Origin of the sequence: Rothia halotolerans, assembly GCF_004136635.1 — a bacterium.
In the GTDB taxonomy this organism is placed as follows: domain Bacteria; phylum Actinomycetota; class Actinomycetes; order Actinomycetales; family Micrococcaceae; genus Rothia; species Rothia halotolerans.
The window spans coordinates 792851-805810 of the sequence record NZ_NOIU01000002.1 but is presented as its reverse complement, the minus strand read 5'-3'; the positions used below and the strand labels follow the sequence as shown (position 1 = coordinate 805810).

The 12960-nt window shown below is 74.1% G+C and carries 10 protein-coding genes; 8 read left to right on the top strand and 2 right to left on the bottom strand.

Going from position 1 to position 12960, the window contains the following annotated elements; genetic code table 11:
- Positions 1–96 precede the first annotated feature (96 nt).
- Together nhaA and EWV39_RS08740 are read right to left on the bottom strand one after the other, a co-directional pair.
- Entirely contained in the window at positions 97–1977 is a 1881-nt protein-coding gene (gene nhaA, locus EWV39_RS08745) for a Na+/H+ antiporter NhaA (protein ID WP_129658693.1), read from the bottom strand.
- Positions 1978–2110: 133 nt separating this feature from the next.
- Positions 2111–3094, bottom strand: a complete 984-nt coding sequence (locus tag EWV39_RS08740; RefSeq protein ID WP_129658691.1) for an NYN domain-containing protein — start codon at positions 3092–3094, stop codon at positions 2111–2113.
- 137 nt (positions 3095–3231) lie between these two features.
- Between EWV39_RS08740 and EWV39_RS08735 the strand changes: the two genes are divergently transcribed.
- From EWV39_RS08735 to EWV39_RS08700, 8 genes are all read left to right on the top strand, one after another.
- Entirely contained in the window at positions 3232–4089 is an 858-nt protein-coding gene (locus tag EWV39_RS08735; protein WP_129658689.1) for an aldo/keto reductase, read from the top strand.
- Between the two features lie 172 nt (positions 4090–4261).
- The gene (locus tag EWV39_RS08730) at positions 4262–6655 is read left to right on the top strand and encodes a phosphoketolase family protein (RefSeq protein WP_129658687.1); all 2394 of its coding nucleotides are present in this window, start codon (positions 4262–4264) and stop codon (positions 6653–6655) included.
- Between the two features lie 114 nt (positions 6656–6769).
- A complete protein-coding gene (locus tag EWV39_RS08725; protein WP_129658685.1) occupies positions 6770–7168 on the top strand; it encodes a YraN family protein in 399 nt (132 codons plus the stop codon).
- A complete protein-coding gene (locus EWV39_RS08720) occupies positions 7169–8710 on the top strand; it encodes a YifB family Mg chelatase-like AAA ATPase (RefSeq protein ID WP_129658683.1) in 1542 nt (513 codons plus the stop codon).
- Positions 8711–8760: 50 nt separating this feature from the next.
- Positions 8761–10095, top strand: coding sequence for a DNA-processing protein DprA (dprA, locus tag EWV39_RS08715; RefSeq protein ID WP_129658681.1), 1335 nt, complete (start codon positions 8761–8763; stop codon positions 10093–10095).
- A 94-nt stretch (positions 10096–10189) separates the two neighbouring features.
- Positions 10190–11128, top strand: coding sequence for a uroporphyrinogen-III synthase (locus tag EWV39_RS08710; RefSeq protein ID WP_129658680.1), 939 nt, complete (start codon positions 10190–10192; stop codon positions 11126–11128).
- Complete coding sequence (locus EWV39_RS08705; protein WP_129658678.1) at positions 11125–12084, top strand: tyrosine recombinase XerC; 960 nt, start codon at positions 11125–11127, stop codon at positions 12082–12084. The genes EWV39_RS08710 and EWV39_RS08705 overlap by 4 nt, the downstream gene beginning before the upstream one ends.
- A gap of 147 nt (positions 12085–12231) precedes the next feature.
- Positions 12232–12738: a DUF3145 family protein gene (locus EWV39_RS08700; RefSeq protein ID WP_129658676.1), complete on the top strand. Its 507-nt coding sequence runs from the start codon at positions 12232–12234 to the stop codon at positions 12736–12738.
- The last annotated feature ends 222 nt before the right edge of the window (positions 12739–12960 follow it).

Genomic DNA, 12960 nt, shown 5'->3' with positions numbered 1-12960 from the left:
AGACGGGTCGTGCCCCCGCCCGCTCGCCACGGACGGCTGCCGCCTGTCCTCGTCCGCCGGCTCCCTCAGCGGAGGAGGCCGGGGAAGGGAGAGAGATCAGCCCTCCGGTCCCTCCGTGGCCGTCGAGGGCTCGGCGAGGGCGCGCCGGATGCCGCCCGCGAGGGCCAGGCTGTTCAGCGGCCCGTCGAAGCGGGTCCCGTTGACGTACACCACCGGCGCGCTGCCGGTCTCGGCGTCCTGGAGGTCCACGTTGTCGTCGTCGACCCGGGCGCGGTCCTCCTGACGGGAGATGCGCTCCTCGAAGGTCGGGACGTCGACTCCGGCGTGCTCCGCGGCCTCGCGCACGGAGTCGGTGTCGATCTCGTGGCGGATGCGCGTGAGCGCGTCGTGCAGCTGCCAGAACCTGTCCTGGGCACCGGCGGCCTCCAGGGCGAGCGCGGCGGTCATCGCGCGGTCCGACGTCGTATGGTGGCGCAGGACCACCCGCAGCCGGTCGCCGAACATCCGGCGGACCTCCGCCAGCGCCTCCGCCGTGTCGTGCCGGTAGGCGAGGTCCATGGCCGCGTAGACGACCAGCGTCGCGGGGGCCTCGGCGTCGCCGCGGATGTGGTCGGTGCCCGGGTCAACGGCGCGGTTGAGGTGCGTGCCGGCCGGCGGCGGGAGCGGCCGCAGCCTGTCGCCGAGGCGGAAGGCGAGCCAGGCGAGGACCAGCGCCACCACCGAGGCCAGCAGGACGCCGACGCGGGCCTGGTCCGCGACGTCCTCGGCGTCGATCGCCAGCCCGACCACCAGCAAGGAGATCGTGAAGCCCATGCCGGACAGCGCGGCGGCGCCCGCGATGCGGGGCAGGTCGAGGCCGGGCAGCCGCGAGGAGGGCACCAGCTTCAGCACCCCCGATGCGGCCAGCGTGATGCCCAGGAACTTGCCGAGCACCAGGCCCAGCACCACGCCCCAGGTGAGCTTGGAGGCGAAGGCCGTGCCGAGGGACTCGGGGGAGAGCGCCACGCCGGCGTTCGCCAGTGCGAAGAGCGGGACCACGAGGTAGTTTACGTACGGCGGCAGCACCGAGGAGAGCCGCTGGTTCAGCGGGACGGTGTAGGAGACCACCGCGCGGACGCTGCGCGCCATGTCCGGCTGCGGGGCCTGCCGGAAGAGCCGGAAGAACCGGGTGGCCAGGGCGACGTCGCGCCGCCGGGGCGGGTAGACGGGCATGAGCAGCGCGATCAGCACGCCGGCCAGGGTCGCGTGCACGCCGCAGGCGTAGAAGCAGGCCCACGTGTACACGCCGAGCACGGCGTACGGCGTCACCCGCCACACGTGCGCCTTCTGCAGGGCCCACACCCCGATCAGGCCGAGCACGCCCAGTCCCAGCGCCCAGACGTTCAGGTCGTCGGTGTAGAAGACGGCAATGACGGACAGCGCGCCGATGTCGTCCACCACGGCCAGCGCCAGCAGGAAGATCCGCAGGCGGGGCGCGTTGCGCGGCCCGAGGAGCGCGAGCATGCCCAGGGCGAAGGCGGTGTCGGTGGAGATCACCGAGCCCCAGGCGTGGGCGTAGTCCTCGCCGGAGGTGATCAGCAGGAAGATCAGGGCGGGCGCGAGGAGGCCTCCGACGGCGGCCGCGACCGGCAGGATCGCGCGCTCCTTGGTGCGCAGCTCGCCGAGGGTGAGCTCGCGGCGCACGTCGAGCCCCACCATCAGGAAGAAGAAGGCCATGAGGCCCTCGTCCACCCAGTCACTCAGGGGGAGGCTGAAGGAGAAGTCGCCGATGCCGAAGCCGACCGGCGTGCTCCAGAGGGTCTCGTAGCTGGTCCCGATGTTGGCCCAGACCAGCGCCGCGACCGTGGCCAGCGCGAGCGCCAGCGCCGAGTAGGTCTCGTTGCCCAGGATCCTCCGCAGCCGCACCGTCCGACGCAGCGTGCGGCTGACGCCGCTCCCGCCGTCCGGGCCGGCTTGCGATGCGGATGGTCCTCTCATACGGGCAACGTCTCCTCGGCTGGGCTGCGTGATGGGCGTCGGCCGCCGTCCGAGACCGGCGACGGAAGAACGGCGGCCGCTTCCGACTGTACTCCGGCAAACGCGGGCTGCCCGGGCCCCACGGCGTCGTCCCCTAGACGAGGCGGATGAAGCGGGCGGTGCTGCTCTCGTCGAGTTCCGCGATCGCCGGGCGCGACTTCACGAAGTCGGAGAAGGAGCGGTACCCGAGCGCCTTCTCGCTGAAGGAGGGGTCCATCCGCTTGATCTGGGTCTTCACCTGGGAGCTGTGCAGCCACTCGGCGTCGTCCCTCTCGTGGCCCAGGCGCAGCGCGCGCTCGAGCAGGCTCGAGGCGATCTCCTGCGGATCCTCCGGGACCTCGGGCTCGGGGTCCTCCTCGATCGCCGTGGCGGGGGCCTGGGCGCGGCGCGCGCCGCGCTTCTTCCGGGCGGGCTCGGCCTCGGCGGCCTCCTCCTTGCGGTCCCCGCCCTTCTCCTTCTTCGCCGGCGCGGCCTCCGCCTCGGCGGGCTTGACGGGCTCCACGGGCGCGGCCTCGACGCCGGGCAGCGTGTCGTAGGTGGCGAAGTCGTCGCAGGCGGCGGCGAGGGAGCGCGCCGTGGACCCGGCGACGCCGATGCCCACCACGTAGCGGCCCAGGCGCTTGCAGCGCTGCGCCAGCGCGATGTAGTCGGAGTCGCCCGCCACGATCACGATGTGGGTCAGGTCGGAGAGGCGGAACATGTCCTCCACGGCGTCGACGGCGAGGCGGATGTCGGCCCCGTTCTTGCCGTACGCGGCGGCGGGGAAGAGCTGCACGAGGTCCACGGAGCGGCCCACGAGCTGGCCGCGGTAGTCGGCGTTCACCGGCGTGGACCAGTCGGCGTACGCGCGGGTCAGCACGAGGGTGCCGAAGGAGGAGGCGAAGTCGATGACCGCGCCGATGTCGACCGTCGCCTGGGCGAGCTTCTCGCCGACCTCCTCGTCGGAGTCGGAGGAGCTGTAGCCCTTGGCCTTGTCGCGCTGGAACTGGTTGCGCCCGTGCACCTGGTCGTAGCGGGAGATCACGATGTTGTCGAAGTCGATGTAGACGGCGACGCGGCCGTCGGCGGATTCGGCCATGGGGACTCTTCTCGTCGAGGGGATGTGGACTCCAGCGTATCGCGGCGCGCCGAGGGGCCGGGGCCGCCGCTTGCGCCCCGGCGTCGGCCCCTCCCGCGGCCCTGTGCGGATCGGCGCCGAACGGGCATAGTGAGAGGATGACTCACACCATACAGTTCCCCGCCTCCGCCCTCGACGACGCCGCCCCGCTCCCGGCCATCGGCATCGGCACCTGGTACCTGGGCGACGACCCCGCCTCCCGCGAGGAGGAGATCCGCGCGGTGCGCGCCGGGCTCGACGCCGGGCTGCGCGTGATCGACACCGCTGAGATGTACGGCGGCGGCCGGTCCGAGCGGCTCGTCGGCGAGGCGATCGCGGACCGGAGGGACGAGGTCTTCCTGGTCTCCAAGGTCCTCCCCCCCAACGCCTCGGCCCGCGGGACCGCCGAGGCCCTCGAGCGCAGCCTCGACCGCCTCGGCACCGACCACCTCGACCTGTACCTCCTGCACTGGCGCGGGGGCGTGCCGCTCGGCGAGAGCGTCGAGGCCCTGCACGCCCTCAAGAGCTCGGGTGCCGTCCGGGCGTGGGGCGTCAGCAACCTCGACCCCGGCGACCTCGCGGACCTCGACCGCGAGGCCGGCCCCCTCGCCGCCGAGCTCGCGACCGACCAGGTGCTCTACAACCCCACCCGGCGCGGTCCCGAGATGGACCTGTTCCCCGAGCTCGCGCGCCGCGGGGTGCCGGCCATGGCCTACTCGCCCGTGGAGCAGGGCCGGCTGATCGGCGACGGGACCCTGGAGCGGGTCGCCCGCAGGCTGGAGGCCACCCCCGTCCAGGTCGCGCTCGCGTGGGTTATCCGGGACGGCTCGGTGCTGGCGATCCCGAAGGCGTCGACGGTCGAGCACGCCGTCCAGAACGCTGCCGCCCTCGACCTCGAGCTGGGAGAGGAGGACCTCGCCGAGCTCGACGCCGCCTTCCCCCGCCCCAGCGGCCCGGTGCCCCTGGAGATCATCTAGGGACGGGATGGGGCCCGTCTCTCCCGAAGAATCCCCCGACGCCGGGAGCCCCGCCGGCCCCGAGGCCCCCGCGGGGTGCCCCGTGTCCGGAGGAGGCCCGGCCGTTCCATCGACGCGCGGAGGCACGGGAGCGTATCGTGGCACCACCCGATGAGGAAGGACGAGGAGCCCGATGACTGAGTCAGCCGACCTTCGAACGGTGGACGCGTGGTGGCGCGCCGCGAACTACCTCTCCGTGGGGCAGATCTACCTGCGGGACAACCCCCTGGCCCGCGGCGGCCTGGATCCCGAGCAGATCAAGCCGCGGCTCCTCGGCCACTGGGGCACCTCGCCCGGCCTCAACCTCCTGTGGGCGCACCTGAACCGCGTCATCCGCGAGCGCGAGGCCGAGGTCCTCTTCGTCTGCGGCCCCGGCCACGGCGGCCCCGCCATGGTCGCGAACGCGTGGCTCGAGGGCACCTACGCCGAGCTCTTCCCGGCGGTGAGCGAGGACGAGGAGGGGATGAAGCGGCTCTTCCGCCAGTTCTCCTACCCCGGCGGCATCCCCTCCCACGCCGCCCCCGAGACCCCCGGCTCGATCAACGAGGGCGGCGAGCTCGGCTACAGCCTCATGCACGCCTACGGCGCCGCGCTGGACAACCCCGGCCTCGTCGCCGCCTGCGTGATCGGCGACGGCGAGGCCGAGACGGGACCGCTGGCGACCAGCTGGTTCGGCAACATGTTCCTGGATCCCGTCACGGACGGCGCCGTCCTGCCGATCCTGCACCTCAACGGCTACAAGATCGCGAACCCGACCGTGCTGTCGCACATCGACGAGGAGGACCTGACCGCCCTCCTGCGCGGGTACGGGTACGAGCCGATCGTCGTCGCCGGGCAGGACGAGGACCCGGCGGGCATCCACGTCCCTCTCGCCGCAGCGATGGACCGGGCCTTCGACGCCATCCGGGACATCCAGTCCGCGGCCCGGGCGGGCGAGGGGCCGGTGCGGCCGCGATGGCCGATGATCGTGCTCCGCACGCCCAAGGGGTGGACCGGGCCCCGCAGCGTCGACGGGCAGCAGGTGGAGGGCACCTTCCACGCCCATCAGGTGCCCCTGCCGGGGGTGCGGGAGGATCCGGCGCACCGGGAGCTGCTTGAGCGGTGGCTGGCCTCCTACCGCCCCGAGGAGCTGTTCCCGGACGGCGGGATCTCCGCCGAGCTGAGGTCGCTGAGACCGGCCCCGGCCCTGCGGATGAGCGCGAGCCCGCACGCCAACGGCGGGATGGTCGCGCCCCTCGATCTGCCGGAGACGACCCGCCACGAGGTCGAGGCGGACCGGACGGGGGAGGCCGAGGGCACCCGCGTGCTCGGCGGCTGGCTGGCGGAGGTGATGAGACGTAACCCCGAGGACTTCCGCCTCTTCGGTCCCGACGAGGTGGTCTCCAACCGCCTGGACGGGGTCTTCGAGGTGACCGAGCGGGCTTGGGCGGGCGGGACGGTCCCGACCGACGAGCATCTGGCCAGGCGGGGCCGCGTCATCGAGATGCTGAGCGAGCACATGATGCAGGGGATGCTCGAGGGCTACCTGCTGACGGGACGGCACGGCCTGCTCACCTCGTACGAGGCGTTCGTCCACATCGTCGACTCGATGTTCAACCAGCACGCCAAGTGGCTCGAGAGCGCGGCGAAGGTGCCGTGGCGCGGGCGGGTCGCCTCGTTCACCTACCTGCTCTCCTCGCACGTGTGGCGGCAGGACCACAACGGCTTCAGCCACCAGGACCCCGGGTTCCTGAACGTGGTGGTCAACAAGCAGGCCGACGTCGTGCGCGTCTACCTGCCGCCGGACGCGAACACGCTGCTGGCCACGATGCGGCACGCCCTCGGCACGAGCGGGCGGGTGAACGTCGTCGTCGCCGGGAAGCAGCCGCAGCCGGCGTGGCTGACGGGCGAGCAGGCCCGAGCCCACGTGGAGGCCGGCATCGGCGCCTGGGGGTGGGCCGGCAGCGAACCTCGCGGCGCCGGCTCCCCGGCGGGCGGAGAGGACGCGGCGGATGCCGGCGAGGAGCCCGACGTCGTCCTCGCCTGCGCCGGCGACGTGCCGACCTACGAGACGGTCGCGGCGGCGCAGCTGCTGCGGGAGGAGGCACCCGAGCTGTCGGTGCGGGTCGTGAACGTGGTGGACCTGTTCCGCCTGCAGAGCAGCTCGCTGCACCCCCACGGGCTCGACGACGCCGCCTTCGACGCCCTGTTCACGAGGTCCAGCCCGGTGATCTTCGCCTTCCACGGCTACCCCTCGCTCGTGCACCAGCTGACCTACCGCCGGGCGAACGACGCCGGGATCCACGTCCACGGCTTCCAGGAGCTGGGCACGACCACGACGCCGTTCGACATGGTGCGCCTGAACGGCCTGGACCGCTACGCCCTCGCCCTCGACGCGCTGCGGCGGGTGCCGGACGCCGACGCGCGGCATCCGGGGCTGGCCGAGCGCTGGGAGCAGGCCCGGGAGGACGCCAGGGCCCACGCCTACGAGCACGGCGAGGACCCGGACTTCGTCACGGGATGGAGGTTCCGGCCCGCCGGGGACTGAGCCGGCGTCCCCAGCCTCCCGTAAAGGCGGCGCCTGAGCTCCTCTGTCCACGACGGGTCCCCTCCGGGCCCGCCGGCCCTCCTGCTGAGACGGCACGCACCCCATGATGGGCGCATGAGGAGAACGACAGCTGACGCAGCCAGGAACGCCGAGCGGCGCTCGCGCACCGGATCGTGGGGAGAGAGCACCGCCGCAAAGGTGCTCGAGGCCAGGGGATGGGAGGTGCTCGAGAGGAACTGGCGCCCGACGCCGGGCCCGCTGACCCCGCGCGGGGAGCTCGACCTGATCTGCTTCGACGGCGCCGAGTACGTCGCCTGCGAGGTCAAGACCCGCACCACGCTGGGGTACGGGCACCCGCTGGAGGCGATCGACCACGGCAAGGCGACGCGGCTGAGGCTGCTGGCCAGGAACTGGGCGAGCTCCAGGCCGGGCGCGCGGATCCGGGTCGACGCCGTCGCGATCACCGGCGGCCCCGCGCAGTTCACGTTCGAGCACCTGGAGAACGTGGTCTGAATGGGGTTCGCGCGCACCTACGCGGTGGCCCTGCTGGGGCTGAACGGGCACATGGTCGAGGTCGAGGCCGACATCGGGCAGACCCTGCCAGCCTTCGTGCTGCTCGGGCTGCCGGACACCGCCCTGATGGAGTCGCGGGAGCGGATCCGGGCCGCCGCGAAGAACAGCGGCACCCCCTTGGCGAACCGCAAGATCACCGTCAGCCTGACGCCCGCGACGCTGCCCAAGAGCGGCACGGGGTTCGACCTCGCCATCCTCATGGCGGCCCTGCAGGCGGCCGGCGAGGTGCCGGGGACGGGCCGGTGGGCCTATCTCGCCGAGCTCGGCCTGGACGGCGGGCTGCGACCGGTCCCCGGAGTCTTCCCGGCGGTCGCGGCCGCGGTGGGAGCGGGGCACCGGCGCGTCGTGGTGGCGCGGGAGAACCTGGCGGAGGCCCGGCTGGTCCCCGGCGCGGAGGTCCGGGGATGCGCGAGCGTCGCCGACGTCCTGGAGGAGGCGGGGAGCGTGAATCCCGGCCTGCTGCGCCCGCCCGCCCACGAGGTCCCCGCCGAGGATGCGCCGGAGCCGCGGCGCCGTCCGGACATGGCGGAGATCGTGGGGCAGGCGGAGGGGCGCTGGGCTCTGGAGATCGCGGCGGCCGGCGGCCACCACCTGTCGATGGTGGGCCCACCGGGATCCGGGAAGACCATGCTGGCCGAGCGCCTGCCGGGCATCCTGCCGCCCCTCGACGCCGCCGCATCGCACGAGGTCACGGCCGTCCACTCCCTGGGTGCCAGGCGCTCGCGACTCACCCGTCTGATGACCGAGGCACCGTGGGAGGCGCCTCATCACACCGCGTCGACGGCCTCTCTGGTCGGCGGCGGCAGCGGGGTGCCCCAGCCGGGGGCGGCCTCGCGCGCGCATCGCGGGGTCCTGTTCTTGGACGAAGCCCCCGAGTTCCGGCGCGGCGTGCTCGACGCGCTGCGGCAGCCCCTCGAGTCCGGGGAGATCACCATCGACCGGGCTCGGGCCAGCGCGCGGTACCCGGCGCGGTTCCAGCTCGTCCTGGCGGCCAACCCCTGCCCCTGCGGGCTCTCCACGGGCATGGGGGACCGCTGCACCTGCTCGGCCCGGGAGAAGCGCTCCTACCTGGGCCGGCTCTCCGGACCCCTGATGGACCGCATCGACCTGCACCTGAACGTCCCGAAGCTCTCCTACGCGGAGGTCACCTCGACGACTCCGGGCGAGGCCACCGCCGACGTCGCGGCCCGCGTCGCCCTCGCCCGGGAGGCCGCCCGGGAGCGCCTGGCGCCGCTCGGCGTGCGCTCCAACGCGGAGCTGGCCGGCACCCAGCTCCGCGGCCCGCTCCGGCCCTCCTCCGCGCTGCTCGCGCCGCTCCACCGCCTGATCGAGCGCGGGGCCCTGACGGTCCGGGGGAGCGACCGGGTCCAGCGGGTCGCGTGGAGCATCGCCGACCTCGAGGGAGCGTCCTCGCCGGGTGCGGAGCACCTGGAGGCCGCGATCGCGCTGCGGCTGCCCGCCGGCGCCCCCGGAGTCCTCTGACGGCGCCCCGCCGCCAGCCGCTGCAGCGAGATCAACACGAGGAGGAGCGCATGAACACCGAAGGACCCGATGCAACCGCCCGCGAGCACCCCGAGGGCCCGGAGCCGTCCGGTCTCGGGAGAGAAGGGGGCTCGGAGGCATCCGGCTCCGGCGACCTCGAGACGATACGCCGCGCGAGGCTCCGCCTGATGGAGGTCTTCGAGCCCCAGGACAGCCTCGGCATGCTGCTGATCAGCACGCTCGGACCCGTCCGCACGGCGGAGATCGCGACCGGCGCGGAGGACATCGCCGACGTCGAGGTCGAGGCGATCCGCCGCAGGGTCCCCGAGAGCGGGAGTCTCCTGCAGGAGCCCCATCTGGAGCGGAGCCGGCAGCGGTGGGCCGCGCGGGCCCGGCATCGTCCGCCCGAGCGGCTCCTGGAGAGCCTGGACAGGATCGGCGCGTGGTTCGCCTGCCCCGAGGACCCCGACTGGCCCGAGTCGCTCCGGGGCATGCGGGAGTTCGCCCCCATCGGCCTGTGGGGGCGAGGGGACCGCGCCGGGCTGGGTGCGCCGCTGGAGGACAACATCGCGTTCGTCGGATGCCGGGACTCGACCTCCTACGGGGAGAGCGTCGTGAGCCATCTGGCCGGCGACCTCGCGGCCGAGGGGTACGGGGTGCTCTCGGGGGCGGCCTTCGGCATCGACGCCGCGGCGCACCGAGCCGCCCTCGCCGCCTCGACGCGCCGTCCGGCGACCGTGGCCTACCTGGCCTGCGGCATCGACCGTGCCTACCCGCAGGCCCACGCCGAGCTCCTGCAGCGCATCGCGGAGGAGGGGGTGGTTCTCTCGGAGGTCGCCCCAGGCGGCAGTCCCCTGCGGCACCGCTTCCTGCAGCGCAACCGGCTCATCGCGGCGATGGCGGCCGTCACGGTGGTGGTGGAGGCGCGGCTGCGCTCCGGGGCGCTCAACACGGCGAACCACGCCCTGGGCCTCGGCCGGACCGTCGCGGCGGTGCCGGGCTCGGTCTTCTCGGCCCAGTCCGGCGGCTGCAATCGGCTGCTGCGGGAGGGATACGTCCGGCTGGTCGCGACGACGCAGGATCTGCGCGATCTCCTGCCGCCTCGCCAGACGTCGCTGGACCTCGGCGACCTGGGCGCCGGCGGGGCGCCCGCGGACGGGGAAGGGAGCCCCGAGGATCCCCTGACCGAGGTCCAGCGCCTGGTCAAGGACGCCCTCCCCGTGGGCCGTCCCGTCCCGGCGGACCGTCTCTGCTCGGTCGCCGGACTCGGCATCCGCGAGGCTCTGGTGGCGCTGGCGCAGCTGGAGGGCCTCGGCCTCGCCGAGAGGTCCGGTGCCGGCTGGAAGCTGCCCCGGAGCGTCAGGGACGAGGGGGAGCGACCATGAGACCCCTTCGCCCCGCCGCCTCGGCAGGACCGCCCGCCGCGCGCCCGCTACAGTGGGAATCGACGCACCCGTCCGGAAGGAGGCCCCAGCGGCCATGCCCACCAGCAGCGACCTCGCGGGATTCCGCGTCCACCTCACGGCGCAGCGGCGCTCCGAGGACATCGACGCGGCCCTCTCCCGGCGCGGGGCCGAGATCTTCCACTGCCCCTCCATGGTCACCACCCCCGTGGACGACGACGAGCAGCTGCCGGGCCGGACCCGCGAGATCATCGCCTTCGCCCCGCAGATCGTCATCGTGACCACCGGCATCGGCCTGCGCGGCTGGCTGGCCTCCGCCGAGGCCCACGGGTTGAGGGACGAGCTGCTCGCCCGCCTCGGCGAAGCCAGGATCATCGCCCGCGGCGCCAAGGCCAACGGGGCGATCAGGGCCGTCGGCCTCGAGGCCGAGTGGACCTCCCCGGAGGAGACCGCGGAGGACGTCCTGCGCTACCTGCGGGAGGGCGATCTGGCCGGGCGGCGCGTGGCGGTGCAGCACCACGGGATGGGCACCGACGGCCTGGAGGAGTCGCTGCGCGAGGCCGGGGCGGAGCCGCTCGGCGTCGTGGTCTACCGCTACGTCGTGCCCGCCGACCCGGAACCGGTGCGCCGCAGCGTGCGGGAGGCCGCCGAGGGCGGGGCCGACGCCGTGATCTTCACCGCCGCGGGCGGCTCGATCGAGTGGCTGCGGGCCGCCGACGCCGTCCAGCTCGCCGCGCTCGCGGAGCGCACCCGCCGCGAGGAGCTCGGCCTGTTCGCCGTGGGGCCGGTGACGGCGCGCCCGCTCGAGGAGGCCGGCCTGCGCGTGCACGTCCCGCCGCGCTACCGCCTCGGGGCGATGCTGCGCCAGGTCGCGGCCTGGGGGATCGAGCGGCGCGGGGGCGACGCCGTTCCCACCGCCCCCGCCGGAGCCGTCGCCGAGCCGGAGACGTACGGCGACGCAGCCCCCTCCGGACCCACCGCCGAGCCGGAGACGCACGAGGACGACGCCCCATGACCGGCGAGGCCCCGCACGGCGAGTTGAGCCGGGAGTTCTCAGGCGCCCTCGCCCGCTTCGAGGGCTACCTCCGTTACGAGAGGTCGCGCAGCGAGGAGACGATCCGGGCGTACCGCTCGGACCTGACCGACCTCTTCCGCACCGCCCAGGACGCCGGGCGCACCGGCCCGCAACAGATCACCCTGGAGGACCTCCGCGGCTGGCTCGCCGGCTACTACGAGCGCAGCGCGGCCCGGACCACGATGGCCCGCCGGGCCTCGGGCGCCCGCTCCTTCTTCCGCTGGGCGGAGAACGAGGGGATCGTCTCCGGCAACCCCGCGGCCCAGCTGCGCTCGCCCCGGGGCGGGCAGTCGCTGCCCAAGGTCCTCAGCCACGCCGACGTCGAGGCGGTGCTGGCGGAGATCGAGCGCCGGCGGAAGGAGCAGCCCGGCGACCCCCGGCTGCTGCGCACCCGGGCCGTGGCGGAGCTGCTCTACAGCGCCGGCCTGCGGATCTCCGAGCTGTGCGGCCTCGACCTGGCGGACGTCTCCCGGGAGCGGCGCACGGTGACCGTCACCGGCAAGGGGAACAAGCAGCGGACCGTGCCCATCGGGATCCCCGCGCTCGCCGCGCTGGAGGCATGGGTGCGCGGGGGACGGCCGGCCTGGTTCCACGGCGGGGGCGCGCGCAGTGCGGTCCAGCCCGCCGTGTTCATCGGCCCGCGCGGCGGCCGGGCCGACCAGCGCCAGCTCCGGGAGGACCTCAACAGGATCCTCTCCGCCGCGACCGCGCAGGGGGCCAGCGGCGCCCACGTCTTCCGGCACACGGCCGCCACCCACATGGTCGAGGGCGGCGCCGACATCCGCGCCGTCCAGGAGATGCTCGGCCACTCGACCCTGGCCACCACCCAGGTCTACACGCACGTCTCGGTCGACCGGCTCGCGCGTTCCTACAGGTCAGCGCACCCCCGGGCCTGACAACACGCCGCGGGGAAGAGACCGGAGGATGACGCCGGGCCCCGGCGTCGTGATGTAAGAATGAGAGGATACCGAGGAGGAGCCTCACAGCCACCGTAGGACGCCAGAACGTCGGGGAAGACGCATCTGTCGAGCAAGGGAGCGATCGTGAGCGGCGACGACACCCGTGGGATCATCCACGTCCACGCGGCACCGCGGGCCCTGTGCCCGCACGTCCAGTGGGCGCTCGAGGCCGTGGCCGGGCAGGCCACGGACCTCCAGTGGAGCGACCAGAGCCGGCTCCTCGGCCACTCCCGCGCGACCCTGGAGTGGCACGGGCCGGCCGGCACCGGGGCGATGCTGGCCTCGGCCCTGCGCAGGTTCTCCGAGGTCTACTTCGAGGTCTACGAGGAGGCGAGCCCCGGGCACGACGCCGGCCGCTGGGCCTGCACCCCCTCGCTGGGGGTCTTCTACGCCGTGACGGACGCGCTCGGCAACACGATGATCACCGAGGACCGCGTGCGCCACGCCTACGAGATGGCGCGCGGCGACCCCGATGCCCTGCTCCGCCAGTTCCAGCTCGCCCTGGGCGAGGCGTGGGACGCCGAGCTGGAGCCGCTCCGCTCCTGCGCCACGGCGCCGTGCGACGTGCGCCAGCTCTACCGCGTCGGCTGAGACGGCGGGGGAAGACCGCCGACCTGCCTGAACCCGGACGTGCCGCCCGCTCCCCGCAGCCCCGGGGACGATCCTCCGTGGCATCTGCTCCCGCCGATCCGGCCCCACCCAGCGCCTGAGCCCGCACAACCCCGCCCGGCCAGACGCAGCCGCCCCCGGAGACGACAAGAGCGCGACGTCGCGGGCAGGGGAAGGGCCCCGCGCTCCAGAACCGGCGCCGCG

Bases quoted from the DNA above. Each gene is read 5' to 3' on its own strand.
- nhaA (WP_129658693.1), bottom strand. From the start codon at position 1,977: ATGAGAGGACCATCCGCATCGCAAGCCGGCCCGGACGGCGGGAGCGGC.
- EWV39_RS08740 (WP_129658691.1), bottom strand. From the start codon at position 3,094: ATGGCCGAATCCGCCGACGGCCGCGTCGCCGTCTACATCGACTTCGAC.
- EWV39_RS08735 (WP_129658689.1), top strand. From the start codon at position 3,232: ATGACTCACACCATACAGTTCCCCGCCTCCGCCCTCGACGACGCCGCC.
- EWV39_RS08730 (WP_129658687.1), top strand. From the start codon at position 4,262: ATGACTGAGTCAGCCGACCTTCGAACGGTGGACGCGTGGTGGCGCGCC.
- EWV39_RS08725 (WP_129658685.1), top strand. From the start codon at position 6,770: ATGAGGAGAACGACAGCTGACGCAGCCAGGAACGCCGAGCGGCGCTCG.
- EWV39_RS08720 (WP_129658683.1), top strand. From the start codon at position 7,169: ATGGGGTTCGCGCGCACCTACGCGGTGGCCCTGCTGGGGCTGAACGGG.
- dprA (WP_129658681.1), top strand. From the start codon at position 8,761: ATGAACACCGAAGGACCCGATGCAACCGCCCGCGAGCACCCCGAGGGC.
- EWV39_RS08710 (WP_129658680.1), top strand. From the start codon at position 10,190: ATGCCCACCAGCAGCGACCTCGCGGGATTCCGCGTCCACCTCACGGCG.
- EWV39_RS08705 (WP_129658678.1), top strand. From the start codon at position 11,125: ATGACCGGCGAGGCCCCGCACGGCGAGTTGAGCCGGGAGTTCTCAGGC.